Here is a 17,378-nt window from a genome sequence, read left to right on the forward strand (position 1 = left end):
TACGGCGTGCGGCCGGGCGCGGACCTGATCGGCGTACAGGCCCGGGCATGCGGGCCCGGGCGGTCCGCTCGGCCGCTGCCGTGGTCCGTACGCCCGCCGTCGTCCCCCGTCCGCTCACCGCGGCGTCATCGAGCGTCCAGATCGCGTCCAGATCCCGTCAGCCGAGTGCCGACAGGCCATGTCTGGGCTTGCCACCCCCCTCCCCGCATGGGGGAGGATGGCGGAATCCGCACGAAGGGAAAATCACGGTGAGCATCGACCCGTCCTCGATTCCGAACTTCGGGGGCCAGCCCGAGCCGCAGCCCCAAGGACCGGCGGGCCCCGTCGTCCCGGATCAGGACCTCGTGAAGCAGCTCCTCGACCAGATGGAGCTCAAGTACGTCGTCGACGACGAGGGTGACCTCGCGGCGCCGTGGGAGCAGTTCCGTACGTACTTCATGTTCCGTGGGGAGGCCGAACAGGCGGTCTTCTCCGTGCGGACCTTCTACGACCGTCCCCACAAGATCGACGAGAAGCCGCAGCTCCTGGAGTCCGTGGACGACTGGAACCGCAGGACACTGTGGCCCAAGGTGTACACGCACACCCACGACGACGGCACCGTCCGTCTCATCGGCGAGGCGCAGATGCTGATCGGCACCGGCGTCGACCTCAACCACTTCGTCTCCTCGACGGTCAGCTGGGTACGGGCCGCCATCGAGTTCGACAGGTGGCTGGTGGAGCAGCTCGGCCTCGAAGAGGAGGTCAACGAGGCGGACAAGCCCGAGGGCGAGGAGTGACATCCCGCCCCGCACGGTGACACACGGCGGCACGGCGGCCTACAGCGGCGTGCGAGCGAACACGACGAGGTAGGTGCCGTACCCGAAGGAGAGCCCGGCCAGGCCGCAGACCACCACGGTGGCGTGCCAGGGCCGGGCTCTCGCCGTCCGCACCAGCGCCCGGGCCGGCGGCACCAGCAGCGGGAACGCGGGCAGCAGGAAGCGCGGCTTGGACTCGAAGAAGCCGGAGCCGCCGAGCGCGATCAGCAGCAGGACACCGCTGTGGACGAGGAGCGGGAGCGGGGCGCGGTCCACGACGAGCAGCGCGTACAGCAGGACCGCCACCGCCAGGATCGCCAGCGCCATGGGGAAGACCAGCCGGGTGTCCTGCACCAGCAGCCCACGGACGAGGTGCAGCGAGCCGCGCCCGAGGTCGAACCTCGATCCCCACAGCCGCTGCACCTCGAAGTAGCCGCCGAACGGGTCGCCCTTGCGCCGGCCCACCCACAGCACATACGCCACCCAGCCGAGGGGTGCGAGCGCCGCGCCCGTCCACAGCCTGTGGGAAAACCGGCCGCGGCGCCCGTGGATCCGGTACGCCTCGCAGACCGCCGCGGTGAGTACGGCCGCGGCGACCGCGATGCCGTTGGGCCGGGACAGCCCGGCGAGCGTGGCCAGGCCGCCCGCCCACAGCCAGTTCCCGGCCAGCACGGCGTACAGGGACCAGGCCGCGAACGCGGTGAGCACGGGCTCCGTGTACGCCATCGACAGCACGACGGAGTGCGGCAGCAGCCCCCACAGCACCACCAGCGCCGTGCCCACGCCCGGCCCGTACAGACGGGTCCCCACCGCGTGGATGCCGCAGGCGGCGATCCCGGCCGCGGCCCAGGACACCAGCAGTCCCGCGGTGCCACCGCCGAACGGCGTCAGGGCGGTCACGACCCGCACCAGGGCCGGGTAGAGCGGGAAGAACGCCAGGTCGCTGTGGACGACCGTCGGCTCGAAGACCTGGGTGCGGCCGTAGCCGTGCGCGGCGATGCCCAGGTACCACACGGAGTCCCAGGAACGGCCGAGCAGCGCCAGCGGCTGCTGGTCCCTGGCCCAGGCGGCTATGGCGAGCACGGCGATCCCGGCGAGCCGGGCGAGGGCGAACAGGCCGAGCGCGATACCGCTCGCCGTCAGGAGGGACAGCCGGGTCCGGGCGCGCTCCCGGGGACCGGGTTCCTGGGACGCCGCGGCGGCGGCAGGGACGAAGGTGGAACTGGCGTGGCTCACATTTCCGCAGCTTGCAGCGGGGAGCCCGGGGACGCGAGCAGTGTGCGCCCGAGCGGGTACGCCACCCCACCCACCGGCGTGGCGCCGCGACAGCCCCCGACCGGGGCCGGTGATGCCCGGCGAAGAGGGCCAGCGCCTCGGCCACCGCGTACGGGAAGGGCCCCGACGCCACGTACGTCAGGGAGCTGCTTCACCGCCCGCACGGCCCCGACCAGCCAAGCCGTACCGCCGAACTCGGTGACAGGGCGCTGTCCGCCGTATCCTGACCGCACAAGGGAAGGTGCCGTCCATGAGCGTCGACGCGATCGTGCACACCGAGTTCCCCAAGGGGTACACGGTCCTGTTCGGGGCCGACGGGAAGGTGATCATGACCCCGCGGAGCGAAGAGCACTCCAGCACGATCAAGTCGATGCAGTACGACACGATCGTGTCCCTCGGACGGCATGCGAAAACCGCCTCAGACGTCTACATCGACTTCCCCGCCGACGAGCACTCCGCCCCCGACCTGGCGATCCTGCGCAAGGACGCCCGGCGCGAGGGCAAGCGCTACAGCTTCGAGGACGTCCTGCTGATTCCGAGGTCGTCTCGACCTCCTCCGCGCGCAAGGACTACGACGACTGCACCGCGAAGTAAGGACTACGACGACTGCACCGCGAAGTAAGGACTACGACGACTGCACCGCGAAGTACGGCCGCTACGGCATCCCGATCTACCTGGTCGTGGACCCGTACGCCCAGGAAGTCGTCCTCCACACCCAGCCGACCGGCACCGGTCACATCGCGACGCACACCCACAAGTACGACACGGGCAAGCTCCCCGTCCCCCTGGCCGACGGCCGCACCTTCACCCTCGACCTCGACGAGCTGCCGCGTCCGGAGCCTGCGGCGAACGCCCGCTGACCAAGGACTCCCGGTGTGGCCGTGCCCTTGGCACCGACCTCGCCGGACGCGATCATTCCGGGTCCGGTACGACTCGCCGTGGTCGGCGAGGGTGACTGCCCGCGCACCGCCCTGAGGCAGCGGTCGTGGCCGGGAGTCGCCCCCCGTCTCAGCTGCTCCTTCGCCGGCGGGTCCGGGGTCACAGTCGGCGCAGGCGGTTCGCGGCTTCCTGGAGGGTCTCCTGCCGTTTGCAGAAGGCGAAGCGGACGAAGGGGGCGCCGGCCTCGCGGTCGTCGTAGAAGACGGCGTTGGGGATGGCGACGACGCCCGCGCGTTCCGGCAGGGCGCGGCAGAAGGCGAAGCCGTCCTTCTCGCCCAGCGGGCGGATGTCGGTGGTGATGAAGTACGTGCCGGCGGGCCGGAAGACCTGGAAGCCGGCGTCCGTCAGGCCCGCCGCCAGCAGGTCCCGCTTGGCCAGCAGGTCGGCGCGCAGGGCCGCGAAGTAGGAGTCCGGGAGGGCCAGTGCCTCGGCCACCGCGTACTGGAAGGGCCCCGACGCCACGTACGTCAGGAACTGCTTCACCGCCCGCACGGCCCCGACCAGCTCGGACGTGCCGGTCACCCAGCCGACCTTCCAGCCGGTGAACGAGAAGGTTTTTCCGGCGGAGCCGATGGTGAGTGTGCGCTCGCGCATGCCGGGGAACGTGGCCAGCGGCAGATGCTCCGCGTCGTCGAACACCAGGTGCTCGTACACCTCGTCCGTCACCACCAGCAGGTCCCGCTCGACCGCGAGCGCGGCGATCGCGGACAGCTCCTCCCGGGAGAGCACCGTGCCCGTCGGGTTGTGCGGGGTGTTGACCAGCAGCAGCCGGGTGCGGTCCGTCACCGCGGCGCGCAGCTCGTCGAGGTCGAGGCGGAAGCCGCCCTCGTGCGGGCGGAGCGTCACCGGCACCCGGGTGCCGCCCGCCATCGCGATGCTCGCCGCGTAGGAGTCGTAGTACGGCTCGAACGCGATGACCTCGTCGCCGGGTTCCAGCAGCGCGAGCAGCGCCGCCGCGATCGCCTCCGTCGCGCCCGCCGTCACCAGCACGTCGGTGTCGGGGTCGTGGGCCAGGCCGTAGCGGCGCTCCTGGTGCGCGGCGATCGCCGTCCGCAGTTCGGGGACGCCCGGTCCCGGCGGGTACTGGTTGCCGCGGCCCTCGCGCAGTGCGCGCACGGCCGCCTCCCGTACCTCGTCGGGGCCGTCCGTGTCGGGAAAGCCCTGGCCCAGGTTGATGGAGCCGGTCCGCACCGCAAGGGCGGACATCTCGGCGAAGATCGTCGTCCCGAACTCGGCGAGCCGGCGGTTGAGCAGTGGGCGTGCGCTGGAGGTCATGCCGGCCATCCTGCGCCGAAGCTCTGGACTTCCTCAACTCTGCTTTCGGATTGCGGACGGCCGGGCATCCCCCGTGCACACAGCAGTCACGCATCAGGCGAGGCGCCCACGGGGGGTCGCTTCGGGGGAACGGAAGGAGGGTGGCGCCATGGTCTTCGGCATCATCCTGGCGGTGATCGTGATCCTGGTCATCGGGTCTGTGGCGGGCGGATCGCGCCGACGCCAGAAGTACGGCACCGGCGGCACGGCCGGTCAGGCCGCGAACGCGACGGCCGAGAGGGTCTCCATGGCCAAGGAGGACGCGGCCGGCAAGGGCACGCGGACGGAGAAGGGGGCGCAGACGGAGAAGGGGGCGCCGGCGAAGAAGGGCGCGCCGGCGAAGAAGAGCGCGCCAGCGCAGAAGAGCGCGCCAGCGCAGAAGGGGGCGCAGGCGAGGAAGGGTACGCAGGAAGGGAAGCGTCGCCGTTCGTCATCGTCCTCGTCGTCGTCCTCGGCCGACGCCGGCGGGTCGAGTTGGTGGGCCGGAGACTCGGGCGGCTCGTCCTCGGGCGGGCACGGCGGGCACGGCGGACACGGCGGGCACTCGTGCGGCGGCGGTCACTCCTGTGGCGGCGGATCGTCGTGCGGCGGCGGGGGCGGATGCGGCGGAGGCAGCTGACACGGGGCAGCTGAGCTTCACCGCGCACCAGCGACCGCGGTCCGGGCCGCACACCGGGCGCCCGTCGGGCGAAGACAGCCGACGGGCGCTCAGCCATATGAAGAACGCGCCTGGCGTACGCCGGGGTTGAACACTTGAACTGTGCAGCCCTCTGAGGGATGGAAACCGCACGAAGTTGGGTAAACACGCTGTGGCGCCAGCACAGTTCGTGATTCCCTCTAAAACACCGACGCAGCCCCTTGGACGTCCGGCAGACACCCCGCTCCCCGGCTGGGCCGACCGGGCTGATGTGGCCGATCACCCGGTGCCGAGCGAGGCGTGCCGGACCACACTCCCTCTTTCTTCTTTGTGTGTTAGCGGAGCCGATCCATGCTCACGACCCTCACCACCTCCTACACCGACACGCGCGCGGCCGACCTCGCCTGGACACTGGGGCGCGAGCCGCTTCCCGCACTCGCCACGCTCGATCTCGAACTGACCGGGGCGAAGCTCCAGATGAGACTGCTCGGCGCGTCCCACCAGGTACTCCTGGAGGAGAAGCGGGGCGAATGCTCGGAGACGGTGGCGTGCATTCCCGGATCCAGCACGCCGCTGCCGCTGGGCGTCGCCAAGCGCGTCGGCGACTGGGAATACGAGTTCGCGGCCCGCGTGGAGTTCCTGCCGCCCGGCTCCTTCGCGGGCCGCGCCCAGGAACTGCTCGCCCTGGTCTCCGACCACCCACAGGGGCTCGCCGGCGTCTTCCCCGGCAGCCCGTACGCCTTCACGGCGATGCTCGCCCAGCGCCATGAGGGCCAGGTGCACTGGCGCACCTGGCACGCGTATCCGCAGGACGGTCAACTGGTGGCCACACGCACCCGGGTGGGTGTGCGGGTGCCGGTGCCCGCGGCGAAGCCCGGTCAGGGCCCTGTACCGATCCCGGCGGAAACCGGTCAGGGCCCCGCACCGATCCCGGCGGGATAAACCCGCCAGGCGTGATCCGCGGGAAGTTCCACACGTGTGGGTGACGAAGCGTGCGCGTCAAGTGACGTAACGTCGCAGAGTGATCGAACCGCACGCCCCCGCCCCTCCGAGTGCCCCGCCGTTCCGGGGCGGACCCGCGCGGCTGTCCGTCAGGCCGGCGACCGGCCGGTTCCTGGTCCTCGCGGGCGTCTTCGTCTGCGCGGCCTGCGGACTCGTGTACGAACTCGAACTGGTCGCCCTCGCCTCGTACTTGATGGGCGACTCGGTCACCCAGGCCTCCGTCGTGCTGTCCGTCATGGTCTTCGCGATGGGCCTCGGCTCGCTCGCCGCGAAGGGACTGTGCCGGCACGCGGCCGCCGCCTTCGGCGCCGTCGAGGCGGGCCTCGCCCTGGTCGGCGGCTGCAGCGCGATGGCGCTGTACGCGGTGTTCGCCTGGACCGGCGACTGGGGCGGCCTGTGGGTCAACGGCCCCCGCTGTCTGCTGGTTGCCTTCTCGCTCGCCATCGGCCTGCTGATCGGCGCCGAGGTGCCGCTGCTGATGGAGTTGATCCAGCGCATCCGGCGGCAGGACGCGGGCGGCGCGGTGGCCGACCTGTTCGCGGCGGACTACGTCGGCGCGCTCGTCGGCGGCCTCGCCTTCCCGTTCCTCCTGCTGCCGTTCCTCGGCCAGTTGACCGGTGCGCTGCTCACCGGAGCGGTCAACGCCCTTGCGGGCGGCGCCCTGATCCTCGGCCTGTTCCGCCACGACCTGACCCGCCGCGCCCGCTGGCTGCTGCTGCTCGCCAACCTCACCGTCCTCGGCGTCCTCGCCTTCGCCGCCGTCCTCGTCGACGACTTCGAACGCCTCGCCCGGCAGGCGGTGTACGGCGCGGACGTACGCGTCGCCGTCCAGACCGACGTCCAGGAAGTGGTGCTCACCGGCGGCACCCACGGCCACCCGCTCGATCTGTACCTGGACGGCCGGCTGCGGGTGGACGGCCGGGACGAGGGCCGCTACCACGAGGCACTGGTCCATCCGGCCATGGCAGGCCCGCACGCGCGCGTACTCATCCTCGGCGGCGGGGACGGGCTGGCCGCGCGGCAAGCGCTGCGCCACCCGGGCGTGCGGCGGGTCGACGTCGTCGAACTCGACGCGGGCGTCGTCCGGCTCGCGCGCCAGGACCCGGCGCTGTCCGCGCTGAACGGCCACGCCTACCGCGACCGTCGCGTTCACGTCATGACAGAGGATGTGTTCCGCTGGCTGCGCGGGGCGCCCACGGGGGCGTACGACGTCGTGATCGCGGATCTGCCCGACCCCGGCATCACGGCCAGTACGAAGCTGTACTCGCAGGAGTTCTACGGGCTGACCCGGCGGGTGCTGGCCAAGGACGGCCGGCTGGCGGTGCACGCCGGACCGGTGGCGGCCCGGCCACGGGTCTTCTGGACGGTGGAGACGACGATGCGGGCGGCCGGCCTCGGCACCTCGCCGTACCGCGTGCTCGGCCGCGACACCGGTTTCACGGCGGGGCCCGACCGCTTGGCGGGTGCCTCCCGCACCCCGCACGACTGGGGTTTCGTGCTGGCCGCGCAGGGCGCCGCACCGCCGCCGCTGCGTGTGGACCCGTCCGGGCCGCGGCTGCGCACGCTGACCGAGCAGGGGCTCGCGGCAGACGCCCGGGCGGCGGCCGGTACGCGGATCAGCGGGGTGCCGCCGTCGACGCTCGTACATCCGCGCTATTGACGATCGGACCGCGCACAGGAGGGTACGTACCGGCCGCTCGTGGGTAGGCTCAGCCGACATGGAGCATGAGGTCTTGGTTCCGGTTCCGGTCGAGCGGTTGAGGCGGGCGCTCGCCGAGCCCGCGCGCATCGCCCGGGCGGTTCCCGGGCTCCAGCAGGACGCCGGTGCCGACCCGGTCGCCGGGCGGCTGAAGGTGCGTGTCGGCGGCCACTCCATCACCTACCGAGGGTCGCTGCGCGTCTCGCCGCGTGAGGACGGGTCGTACGCCGTCGAGGGCGAGGCGACCGAGGCCCGCGGCACCGGCGCGGTCAAGCTCGCCCTCACCTTCCGTCTCCGGGACACCGACGGCGGCACCGCGGTCACCGTCGACGGCACGGCCACCGCGGACGGACGTATCGCCGAACTGCCCCAGGACACGGTGAGTTCCGCGGTGACCCGACTGCTGAACCGCTTCGTGGCGTCCCTTGCGCCGCCACCACCGCCCCACCCCCAAACCGCGACCGCCCCCACGCGGAAACCCGCGCCGGGGGAGGAGTTCGGGCCAGGCGAGAAAACCGGGCCAGGGGAGAAGACCGGGCCGTCGAGGGACACCGCGTCGGCGAAGGACGCCGGGTCGGCGAAGGACATCGGGGCGGGGGAAGGGACCGGGGCGGGCGAAGGGGCCGGGGCCCGGGAGGCGGCCGGGGCCGCGGCGGAGGCCGAAGGCGCGGGCGGAACCGAGTCCGGGCCCGAGTCGGGGCCCGAGTCCGGGCCCGAGTCGGGGACCGAAGCCGACGGCGTTGCCGGCGGCGGAGCCGAGGGCGAGAGCGTGAGCGGGCCCGAGGAGGAGGGTGCGGCGTCCGTGTTCGAGACCGAGGTGCCGCCGTCCTCGCTCGCCCCCGAGGCCGACGAGGAAGGCGCCGCGGGCTTCGCCGGCGACGGCCCGCCCGCCGAGGCGGCGCACGCGCGCCGGACGATGATCGGCCGCAGCGCGGAGGAAGTGGACCATGCCCCGCCGCGCGGTCGTTACGCACCCGTACCGGCTCCGGAGACGGTCGCCGGGCACTCGGCCCTGCGATGGGCGGCGCCGGCGGCGGCTCTCGCGCTGGCGTCGGCGATCGTGGTGGGCCGCGCGCTGCGCAGACGCGGCTGACTGGGAGGGCTGACCCAGGGGCCCGGCCGCCGTGGCGGTACGTGCTCGTCCCTTCCCGGGCCGCGGCGGAACGTGTCTGCCCCGGCTCCGCCGTCCGCGGTCCCGGACCGCCGTCGCCGAGCGCGGTCCCGGACAGTCGTGGGCGGCTGCCTCAGCGGAACGTGGGTTCGGGCTGTTGTGGGTGGCCGTCGGGGTGGAACGTGGGCTTGATCGCGGCAGTAGGGTCGTTCCGTGAGTAACGAACCCATCACGTTGACCGCGGGTGACGCGGAAGTGACACTGCAGCCGGGCAACGGCGGCCGGGTCGCAGGGCTCCGGATCGCCGGTACCGAACTCCTCCGGCAGGGCGACCGGTTCGGCTGCTTCCCGATGGTCCCCTGGTGCGGCCGGATCAGGGACGGCCGCTTCCTGAACGGCGCCACCGCACATCAGATGCCGCTCAACTCCCCGCCGCACGCCATCCACGGCACCGCCCGCGACGGCGCCTGGCACACCGCCCGCGTCCGCACCGACGAGGCGGTCATGACGTACGACCTGGTCGAGCCCTGGCCCTACTCCGGCCGTGTCACCCAGATCGTCGCCCTGGCCGAGGACGCCCTGACGCTCACCATGTCCGTCGAGACGTACGACTCGTCCTTCCCGGCGCAGATCGGCTGGCACCCCTGGTTCAACCGGAACCTGGACGGCGCGGACGCGCGGCTCGACTTCAGCCCCGCCTGGCAGGAGGAACGCGGCGCCGACCACCTGCCCACCGGCAACCGCGTCGCCCCCCGCCCCGGCCCCTGGGACGACTGCTTCGGCATGCCCGACGGCGTCGACGTCACGCTCACCTGGCCCGGACGGCTGGAGCTGACGGTGGCCAGCCCGGAGCGGTGGGTCGTCGTCTACGACGAGCAGGAGGCCGCCGTCTGCGTCGAACCGCAGACCGGCCCGCCCAACGGCCTCAACACCCTGCCGCGCCTGGTCACGCCGCTGGAGCCGCTGGAGGCCACGACCACCTGGCGCTGGCGCCGCCTCTAAGCTGGTCGGCATGACGGACGTACGCGGCGCGCTGCTGCAGCAGATCAAGGACAAGGCCGTGGTGTACGGCAAGGTGACGCTGTCGTCGGGTCTGGAGGCCGACTACTACGTCGACCTGCGCCGCGTCACCCTCGACGGGGAGGCCGCGCCGCTGGTCGGGCAGGTGCTGCTCGACCTCACCGCGGACCTCGACTTCGACGCCGTGGGCGGTCTGACCATGGGCGCCGACCCGGTCGCCGCCGCGCTGCTGCACGCCGCCGCCGCGCGGGGCCGCCGGCTGGACGCGTTCGTCGTACGCAAGGCGGCCAAGGCGCACGGCCTGCAGCGGCGCGTCGAGGGCCCCGAGATCAGGGGCCGTCGGGTGCTGGTCGTCGAGGACACCTCCACCACGGGCGGCTCGCCGCTCACCGCCGTGGAGGCGGTGCGCGAGGCGGGCGCCGAGGTCGTCGCCGTAGCGACCATCGTGGACCGGGCGACGGGCGCCGCCGAGAAGATCAGGGAGGGCGCGGGCGTGCCCTACCTGTTCGCCTATTCGAAGGACGAGTTGGGGCTGGACTGACGTACGCCGTCGACCACGACCCGGTGACCGCGCGGCCGGGGCGCCGAGCAGGGGCTCATGTCTGGAAAGATGGGGACGACGATGACGTCACCCCCAAGGTCTAGGTCAGGGCCGTAGTACGCAGATCGCCGACCCGCACACCCAAGGAGCGGACAGATGCCCATCGCAACCCCCGAGGTCTACAACGAGATGCTCGACCGGGCGAAGGCAGGCAAGTTCGCCTACCCGGCCATCAACGTCACCTCCAGCCAGACCCTGAACGCGGCTCTGCGCGGCTTCGCCGAGGCGGAGAGCGACGGCATCATCCAGATCTCCACGGGTGGCGCCGAGTTCCTGGGCGGCCAGTACAGCAAGGACATGGTGACCGGCGCGGTGGCCCTCGCCGAGTACGCGCACATCATCGCCGAGAAGTACCCGGTGACGGTCGCCCTGCACACGGACCACTGCCCGAAGGACAAGCTCGACGGGTATGTGCGTCCGCTGCTCGCGATCTCCGCCGAGCGCGTGCAGGCCGGGCAGAACCCGCTGTTCCAGTCCCACATGTGGGACGGCTCCGCGGAGACCCTGGCCGACAACCTCTCCATCGCGCAGGAACTCCTTGAGCGCGCCCGCGCCGCCAAGATCATCCTTGAGGTGGAGATCACCCCGACCGGCGGCGAGGAGGACGGTGTCTCGCACGAGATCAACGACTCCCTGTACACGACGGTCGAGGACGCGATCCGCACCGCGGAGGCGCTCGGTCTCGGCGAGAAGGGCCGCTACCTGCTGGCCGCGTCCTTCGGCAACGTGCACGGCGTGTACAAGCCGGGCAACGTGGTGCTCCGCCCCGAGCTGCTGAAGGAGCTGAACGACGGCGTCGCCGCGAAGTACGGCAAGCCCGCCTCTCCCGGCCCGTTCGACTTCGTCTTCCACGGCGGCTCCGGCTCCAGCGAGCAGGAGATCCTGACGGCGCTGGAGAACGGCGTCGTCAAGATGAACATCGACACGGACACCCAGTACGCCTTCACGCGTCCGGTCGCCGACCACATGTTCAAGAACTACGACGGCGTCCTGAAGGTCGACGGCGAGGTCGGCTCCAAGAAGACCTACGACCCGCGTACCTGGGGCAAGCTGGCCGAGGCGTCGATGGCCCGGCGCGTCGTCGAGGCCACGCAGCACCTGCGGTCGGCCGGCACGAAGATCAAGTAACTCGGGCTGCCCGCACGGCGGCCGTCGGCGAGACGGCCTCCGGCACGTCCGTCCAGCGAGCCCGGCCCGCCGTGGGGGCCGGGCTCGCTGTATACCTGGAACATGGCCGACGTCCGGCTGTCCTCGTCCCAGGGCAAGTGGATCCTGCTCACCACGGTGCTCGGATCCGGCATGGCCTTGCTGGACTCGACCGTCGTCAACGTGGCGCTGCCGCGCATCGGCCGCGATCTGAACGTGAACCTGGCGGCCCTGCAGTGGACGGTCAACGCGTACATGGTGACGCTGGCCGGGCTGATCCTGCTCGGCGGGTCGCTGGGCGACCGCTACGGCCGGCGCAAGATCTTCGTGATCGGGGTCGTCTGGTTCGCGTCGGCCTCCCTGCTGTGCGGGCTCGCCCCGAGCGCCGGCGTCCTCGTCGGTGCCCGCGCCCTCCAGGGCATCGGCGGTGCCCTGCTGACCCCGGGCTCCCTCGCGCTCATCCAGGCGTCCTTCCATCCGGACGACCGGGCCAAGGCGGTCGGCCTGTGGTCCGGGTTCGGCGGCATCGGCGCGGCCGTCGGGCCCTTCCTGGGCGGCTGGCTGGTGGACGGTCCCGGCTGGCGCTGGGTGTTCCTGCTCAACGTTCCGCTGGCACTGCTGTGCGCCCCCATCGCGGTGCGCCATGTCCCCGAGTCCGGGGGGATCGAGTTCCGGCCGGGCGGGGCGGGGATGGGGGCGGCGGCCGGTGGGGCGGAGGTGGTTGACGGCGGTGCGGGTGCGGGTGCGGGTGCGGGTGCCGGTGGGGCGGGGCCCGGGGGCCGCGGTGCGGCAGGGGATGCCGTGGGTGTCGAGGGCTCCTTGGGCGTCGAGAACGGTGACTCCGGGGGCGCTCAGGAAGGCGGTTTCGAGGGTGGTCCGGCGGGTGGCTCCGGGGGTGCTCAGGGTGGTTTCGGGGGTGGTCCGGGGGGTGGCTCCGGGGGTGGTCCGGGGGGTGGTCCGGCAGGTGGCTTCGGGGGTGGTCCCGGCCGTTTCGACGTGCTGGGCGCGGCCCTCGGCGCGCTCGCCCTGGCCCTGGTGACCTACGCCCTGATCGAGGCCCGCCAGGGCTCGCTCGTCGTCGCCCTCACGGCGGTGGCGGGGATCGCGGCCGGCGTCGCCTTCGTGTACGTCGAAAAACGCCACCCCGACCCGATGATGCCGCTCGACATCTTCGCGTCCCGGCAGTTCACGGTGGTCAACCTGGTCACGCTGTGTGTCTACGCGGCCTTCGGCGGCTTCTTCTTCCTGACCGCGCTGCAACTCCAGGTGGTGGCCGGCTATTCGCCGCTGGGGGCCGGTACGGCGCTGCTGCCGACCACCGCCCTGATGCTGCTGTTCTCGGCCCGCTCGGGCGCCCTGGCCGACCGCATCGGGCCGCGCATCCCGCTCACCGTCGGACCGCTGCTCTGCGCGGTCGCGATGCTGCTGATGCTGCGGGTGGGCAAGGGCGCCGACTACCTCACGGATGTGCTGCCCGCGCTGCTGGTCATGGGCGCGGGCATGGTCACCCTGGTGGCCCCGCTCACCGCGACGGTGCTCGCCTCCGTCGACACGACGCGGGCGGGGCTGGCCAGCGGCATCAACAACGCGGCGGCCCGCGCGGCCGGGCTGATCGCGGTGGCCGCGCTGCCGCTGCTGGCCGGGATGGGTCCCGAGGCGTACCGCTCGGCGGACGCCTTCGACGCCTCGTTCCGGCGGGCGATGCCGCTGTGCGCGGCGGTCCTGGTGGCCGGCGCGGCCCTCGCCTTCGCCGCGGTCCGCCGCCCACCCCCGGACTGCAGCCGCCCGCAATGCCGCACCCACGGCAACGTCACGTCCCCACCTCTGGAAACGGGACGGACGCGCGGACACACGACTCCCGGGGACGGGGGAAGGGGGCCGGGGTGAGGTGGGGGTGGCGGTGAGGTGGTGTTGGGGGTTGCCGGTGGGCTGGGGGTGTTGTGGGTTGTCGTGAGCCGGGGGCGGTTCACGTACGCCCCAGGTAGGGGTCGCGAACTGCTGCCGGTTGGCTGTGCATGGGATCCGGTCGGGCGTGCGTACCGTACCCGGAGGTGTGGAGGCGGCGGGCCCGGTCCGGCGGGGGCGGGCCCGGTGGGTGGTGCGGTCAGCCGAGGAGTTCCGCGTACGCCTCGGGGTCGCTGTCGCGCAGGAACTGGCGGCAGCGTTCGGCCTCGTCCTTCTCGTCGATCGCCTCGGCCGCCCGCGCGAGCACGGCCAGGCAGCGCAGGAAGCCCTGGTTGGCGCGGTGGCTCCAGGGGATCGGGCCGTGGCCCTTCCAGCCGTTGCGGCGCAGGGCGTCGAGTCCGCGGTGGTAACCGGTACGGGCGTAGGCGTACGACTCGATCACCCGGCCCGCCGAGAACGCCTCCTCGGCGAGCCCGGCCCACGCCGGCGAGTACGTCGGGTGCTGCGCGGCGACCTCGGCCGCCGGCACGGACTCCGCGTCCAGCAGCCGGAAGGCCGCCTCGTTCTCGGGGAGGTAGGTCGGGTCGGGGCCGCCGAGCAGGTTCGTGTGGGTCGTCATGGATGCAGTGTGCCACCGGCGGCCCAGCCCCCGTCCGCCGAGCCCAACCCATTGGCCCGCTCCGCGGACCGACCGCCCGAGAACGGTCAGCGCAGTCGACCTCGCAGACGGTCCCGCCCAGGGAGCGTCGCAAGGGAGGTGCCGGGGACCGTCCTGCCCGTGTGATCTCGCGGACTACGCAGCGCAGGCAACCTCGCAGACGGTCCCGCCCAGCCGGCCTTGCGCAGCGCCCTCCCCAGACGGTCCCGCCCAGCCGGCCTCGGGTAGCGGCCTCCCCAGACGGTCCCGCCCAGCCGGCCTCGGGTAGCGGCCTCCCCAGACGGTCGCGCCCAGCCGGCCTCGGGTAGCGGCCTCCCCAGACGGTCGCGCCCAGCCGGCCTCGGGTAGCGGCCTTCCCAGCGGCCTCACGGACGGCCCCGTGACGACGGCCTCGTGGGCGGTTCCGCGTTGTCGTCGCGCGGGCCGCGGCGCTGGTGGGTCCGGGACGACGGTCCTTTCGGTGACGGTCTCGCGATCGGCCCGGGCAGACGGTCCCGCAGACAGCTCCCGTACAGCCGACTCCGTACAGCCGGCTGCGTACGGATGGCCCCCTAGATGCCCCGCGTAGCGGTCGGCGTCGCAGACGGTTCCGTAGGCAGCTTCGTACAGACGGCGCCGTGCAGACCCGCTCTGTACGGACCGCCCCGTACGGACCCGCGCAGTCGGTCTCGTGGGCCCCCGCGTACACGGTCCCGCCGGTCGCCCGCATCACGTCCGCAGGTCGCCCCCCCCCGGGTCGGCCGGGCTTGCCGGGGTGTGGGGGATTGCGGAGGATGCCGGTGGGGACCGGGGCCCCCGTGCCGGCATCGGCAGGGGCGGACCGCTACCCGGAGCACAACAGGAGACAGCGATGTCCCAACCGGCTCACCCCCTTCCCGAGGCCGCTGAGCCCGAGACCCCGCATCTCGACTTCGCGGGCACGACGCCGTACGAGGACTACGTCAAGGCGGATGTGCTCACCCATCTCCAGCACACCCTGTCCGACGACCCGGGAGAGATGGTCTTCCTCGTCACCACCCAGGTGATGGAGCTGTGGTTCACGGTCATCGTCCACGAGTGGGAGACGGCCGCCCGGGCGCTGCGCGAGGACCGCGTGCCCGTCGCGATCGACGCGCTGAAGCGGTCCGTACGCGAGCTGGCGGCGCTGAACGCCTCCTGGAAGCCGCTCGCCGCGCTGACCCCGGCCCAGTTCAACGCGTACCGCTCCGCCCTGGGCGAGGGCTCCGGCTTCCAGTCGGCGATGTACCGGCGCCTGGAGTTCCTGCTCGGCGAGAAGTCCGCGTCGATGCTCGTCCCGCACCGGGGCGCGCCCCGCGTCCACGCCGAGCTGGAGAAGGCCCTGCACGAGCCGAGCCTGTACGACGAGGTGGTACGGCTCCTCGCGCGCCGCGGCCACGCCATCCCGCGTGAGGTGCTGCAACGGGACGTGTCCCTGCGCCACGACCCGTCGGACGCCGTCGAGGCGGCCTGGACGGCGGTCTACTCCGGCGACCCGAACGCCGAACTCGCCCGCCTGGGCGAGGCGTTGACGGACGTGGCCGAACTGGTCTGGCGCTGGCGCAACGACCACCTGGTCGCCACCCGCCGTGCGATGGGCGCCAAGCCCGGCACGGGCGGCTCCGCCGGGGTCGCCTGGCTGGAGAAGCGCGCACAGAAGAACGTGTTCCCCGAGCTGTGGACGGCGAGGTCCCATGTCTGACACCCCCGAACCGGCCGTCACCGCGAAGCGGTTGGACGCGGCGGACGAACTGGCCCCGCTGCGCTCCCGTTTCGTCCTCGACGACGCCGTGTACCTGGACGGCAACTCACTGGGCGCGCTGCCCGCGAACGTCCCCGACCGGGTCGCCGACGTGGTGCGCGGGCAGTGGGGCGAGCTGCGCATCCGCTCCTGGGAGGAGAGCGGCTGGTGGACGGCGCCCGAGCGGATCGGCGACCGGATCGCTCCGCTGGTCGGCGCGGCGCCCGGGCAGATCGTCGTGGGCGACTCGACAAGTGTCAACGTCTTCAAGGCACTTGTGGGCGCTGTCCGGCTCGTGGGGGAGGAGCGGGACGAGATCCTGGTCGACGCGACGACGTTCCCCACGGACGGCTATATCGCCGGATCGGCGGCCCGGCTGACCGGCCGCACCCTGCGTCCGGTGACCCCGGCGGAGGTGCCGGCGGCCCTGAGCGACCGTACGGCCGCGGTGCTGCTCAACCACGTCGACTACCGCACCGGCCGGCTGCACGACCTGCCCGCGCTCACGGCGGCGGTGCACGCGGCGGGCGCGGTGGCGGTGTGGGACCTGTGCCACAGCGCGGGCGCGCTGCCGGTGGGCCTGGACGAGCACGGCGTCGACCTGGCGGTCGGCTGCACGTACAAGTATCTGAACGGCGGCCCGGGCGCCCCGGCGTACCTGTATGTGCGCCGCTGTCTCCAGGACCGTTTCGACTCCCCGCTGCCGGGCTGGAACTCGCACGCCGAGCCGTTCGGCATGCGCCCGGACTACGAAGCCGCGCCGGGCGTGCCGCGCGGGCGGGTGGGCACCCCGGACATCCTGTCCATGCTGGCCCTGGAGGCCGCGCTGGATGTGTGGGAGGGGGTGTCGGTGGCGGCGGTGCGGGCCAAGTCCCTGGCCCTGACCGACTTCTTCCTGGAGTGCGTGACGGCGTATGTGCCCCAGGGCCTTGTCGAGTCCCTGACGCCGGCGGCCCATGAGGAGCGGGGCAGCCAGGTGGCCCTGCGCTGCCCGGCCGCCGGTGACGTGATGAAACGGCTGATCGCCCGCGGGGTGGTGGGGGACTTCCGGCACCCCGACGTCCTGCGTTTCGGCTTCACACCGTTGTACGTGGGGTTCGCGGACGCGGAGCGGGCGGCCCGGGTGCTGGGGGACGTAGTGGGGGAGGCACGGGGGGAAGTACGGAGGGCGGTACGGGGGGAGGCGGCGGCCGGGTAGCGTCCGGGGAGCGTGCGGGAGGCGTGAGCCCGTCAACCGGGGTCCCGCGCACCACGGTGACTCAACTGGGCGGCGGGGTCGGTGCGAACACGGTCTCGGCTTCCGGGTAACCGGTCTCGGCTCCGGGCAACCGGTCTCGGCTCCGGGTAACCGGTCTCGGCTTCCGGGTAACCGGTCTCGGCTCCGGGTAACCGGTCTCGGCTCCGGGCAACCGGTCTCGGCTTCCGGGCAACTGGTTTCGGCCTCCGGGTGACCGGTCTCGGCTTCCGGGCAACTGGTTTCGGCCTCCGGGTGACCGGTCTCGGCTTCCGGGCAACCGGTTTCGGCCTCCGGGTGACCGG

16 protein-coding genes are annotated in these 17,378 nt (G+C 72.7%); 13 read left to right on the top strand and 3 right to left on the bottom strand.

Features of this window, described 5'->3' with window-relative positions:
* The first annotated feature begins 248 nt into the window (after window positions 1–248).
* The gene (locus ABT245_RS10270; RefSeq protein WP_351731306.1) at window positions 249–776 is read left to right on the top strand and encodes a type III secretion system chaperone family protein; all 528 of its coding nucleotides are present in this window, start codon (window positions 249–251) and stop codon (window positions 774–776) included.
* A gap of 39 nt (window positions 777–815) precedes the next feature.
* On the opposite strand, the gene ABT245_RS10275 is transcribed toward ABT245_RS10270, so the two are convergent.
* On the bottom strand, window positions 816–2,030 hold the full coding sequence (locus ABT245_RS10275) for a putative hexosyltransferase (RefSeq protein WP_502982103.1): 1,215 nt from the start codon (window positions 2,028–2,030) through the stop codon (window positions 816–818).
* Between the two features lie 289 nt (window positions 2,031–2,319).
* On the opposite strand from ABT245_RS10275, the gene ABT245_RS10280 reads away from it, so the two are divergent.
* Together ABT245_RS10280 and ABT245_RS10285 are read left to right on the top strand one after the other, a co-directional pair.
* The gene (locus ABT245_RS10280; protein ID WP_351731309.1) at window positions 2,320–2,691 is read left to right on the top strand and encodes a hypothetical protein; all 372 of its coding nucleotides are present in this window, start codon (window positions 2,320–2,322) and stop codon (window positions 2,689–2,691) included.
* A gap of 58 nt (window positions 2,692–2,749) precedes the next feature.
* A complete protein-coding gene (locus tag ABT245_RS10285; RefSeq protein WP_351731311.1) occupies window positions 2,750–2,929 on the top strand; it encodes a hypothetical protein in 180 nt (59 codons plus the stop codon).
* A gap of 178 nt (window positions 2,930–3,107) precedes the next feature.
* Here the strand turns inward: ABT245_RS10285 and ABT245_RS10290 are convergent, their stop codons facing one another.
* On the bottom strand, window positions 3,108–4,292 hold the full coding sequence (locus ABT245_RS10290; RefSeq protein WP_351731313.1) for a pyridoxal phosphate-dependent aminotransferase: 1,185 nt from the start codon (window positions 4,290–4,292) through the stop codon (window positions 3,108–3,110).
* A 139-nt stretch (window positions 4,293–4,431) separates the two neighbouring features.
* Here ABT245_RS10290 and ABT245_RS10295 point away from each other — a divergent pair, with 139 nt between their 5' ends.
* The 8 genes from ABT245_RS10295 (at window position 4,432) to ABT245_RS10330 (ending at window position 13,425) form a co-directional block, all read left to right on the top strand.
* Window positions 4,432–4,941 (top strand): hypothetical protein, encoded by a 510-nt coding sequence (locus ABT245_RS10295; protein WP_351731316.1) that lies wholly within the window; start codon window positions 4,432–4,434, stop codon window positions 4,939–4,941.
* Window positions 4,942–5,310: 369 nt separating this feature from the next.
* Complete coding sequence (locus tag ABT245_RS10300) at window positions 5,311–5,901, top strand: DUF2617 family protein (protein WP_351731318.1); 591 nt, start codon at window positions 5,311–5,313, stop codon at window positions 5,899–5,901.
* A gap of 79 nt (window positions 5,902–5,980) precedes the next feature.
* Window positions 5,981–7,621, top strand: a complete 1,641-nt coding sequence (locus ABT245_RS10305; RefSeq protein ID WP_351731321.1) for a polyamine aminopropyltransferase — start codon at window positions 5,981–5,983, stop codon at window positions 7,619–7,621.
* Window positions 7,622–7,679: 58 nt separating this feature from the next.
* Window positions 7,680–8,753: an SRPBCC domain-containing protein gene (locus ABT245_RS10310; RefSeq protein WP_351731323.1), complete on the top strand. Its 1,074-nt coding sequence runs from the start codon at window positions 7,680–7,682 to the stop codon at window positions 8,751–8,753.
* Between the two features lie 231 nt (window positions 8,754–8,984).
* Entirely contained in the window at window positions 8,985–9,773 is a 789-nt protein-coding gene (locus ABT245_RS10315) for an aldose epimerase family protein (protein ID WP_351731326.1), read from the top strand.
* Window positions 9,774–9,783: 10 nt separating this feature from the next.
* A complete protein-coding gene (gene pyrE / locus ABT245_RS10320) occupies window positions 9,784–10,332 on the top strand; it encodes an orotate phosphoribosyltransferase (protein WP_351731328.1) in 549 nt (182 codons plus the stop codon).
* A gap of 156 nt (window positions 10,333–10,488) precedes the next feature.
* Complete coding sequence (gene fbaA / locus ABT245_RS10325) at window positions 10,489–11,520, top strand: class II fructose-bisphosphate aldolase (protein WP_351731330.1); 1,032 nt, start codon at window positions 10,489–10,491, stop codon at window positions 11,518–11,520.
* A 102-nt stretch (window positions 11,521–11,622) separates the two neighbouring features.
* The gene (locus ABT245_RS10330) at window positions 11,623–13,425 is read left to right on the top strand and encodes an MFS transporter (RefSeq protein WP_351731333.1); all 1,803 of its coding nucleotides are present in this window, start codon (window positions 11,623–11,625) and stop codon (window positions 13,423–13,425) included.
* 217 nt (window positions 13,426–13,642) lie between these two features.
* Here the strand turns inward: ABT245_RS10330 and ABT245_RS10335 are convergent, their stop codons facing one another.
* Window positions 13,643–14,062 (bottom strand): DUF3151 domain-containing protein, encoded by a 420-nt coding sequence (locus ABT245_RS10335; RefSeq protein WP_351731335.1) that lies wholly within the window; start codon window positions 14,060–14,062, stop codon window positions 13,643–13,645.
* An 889-nt stretch (window positions 14,063–14,951) separates the two neighbouring features.
* Here ABT245_RS10335 and ABT245_RS10340 point away from each other — a divergent pair.
* On the top strand, window positions 14,952–15,800 hold the full coding sequence (locus ABT245_RS10340; RefSeq protein WP_351731338.1) for a tryptophan 2,3-dioxygenase family protein: 849 nt from the start codon (window positions 14,952–14,954) through the stop codon (window positions 15,798–15,800).
* A complete protein-coding gene (gene kynU, locus ABT245_RS10345) occupies window positions 15,793–17,037 on the top strand; it encodes a kynureninase (RefSeq protein ID WP_351731341.1) in 1,245 nt (414 codons plus the stop codon). Before ABT245_RS10340 ends, kynU begins: the two co-directional genes overlap by 8 nt.
* Window positions 17,038–17,378 lie beyond the last annotated feature (341 nt).

Source organism: Streptomyces sp. NPDC001508 (genome assembly GCF_040298665.1).
GTDB lineage: Bacteria > Actinomycetota > Actinomycetes > Streptomycetales > Streptomycetaceae > Streptomyces.

What these genes read in the sequence shown, in the direction of transcription:
- ABT245_RS10280 (WP_351731309.1), top strand. Translation starts at nt 2,320, where the DNA reads ATGAGCGTCGACGCGATCGTGCACACCGAGTTCCCCAAGGGGTACACG.
- ABT245_RS10290 (WP_351731313.1), bottom strand. Translation starts at nt 4,292, where the DNA reads ATGGCCGGCATGACCTCCAGCGCACGCCCACTGCTCAACCGCCGGCTC.
- ABT245_RS10295 (WP_351731316.1), top strand. Translation starts at nt 4,432, where the DNA reads ATGGTCTTCGGCATCATCCTGGCGGTGATCGTGATCCTGGTCATCGGG.
- ABT245_RS10300 (WP_351731318.1), top strand. Translation starts at nt 5,311, where the DNA reads ATGCTCACGACCCTCACCACCTCCTACACCGACACGCGCGCGGCCGAC.
- ABT245_RS10310 (WP_351731323.1), top strand. Translation starts at nt 7,680, where the DNA reads ATGGAGCATGAGGTCTTGGTTCCGGTTCCGGTCGAGCGGTTGAGGCGG.
- pyrE (WP_351731328.1), top strand. Translation starts at nt 9,784, where the DNA reads ATGACGGACGTACGCGGCGCGCTGCTGCAGCAGATCAAGGACAAGGCC.
- fbaA (WP_351731330.1), top strand. Translation starts at nt 10,489, where the DNA reads ATGCCCATCGCAACCCCCGAGGTCTACAACGAGATGCTCGACCGGGCG.
- ABT245_RS10330 (WP_351731333.1), top strand. Translation starts at nt 11,623, where the DNA reads ATGGCCGACGTCCGGCTGTCCTCGTCCCAGGGCAAGTGGATCCTGCTC.
- ABT245_RS10335 (WP_351731335.1), bottom strand. Translation starts at nt 14,062, where the DNA reads ATGACGACCCACACGAACCTGCTCGGCGGCCCCGACCCGACCTACCTC.
- ABT245_RS10340 (WP_351731338.1), top strand. Translation starts at nt 14,952, where the DNA reads ATGTCCCAACCGGCTCACCCCCTTCCCGAGGCCGCTGAGCCCGAGACC.
- kynU (WP_351731341.1), top strand. Translation starts at nt 15,793, where the DNA reads ATGTCTGACACCCCCGAACCGGCCGTCACCGCGAAGCGGTTGGACGCG.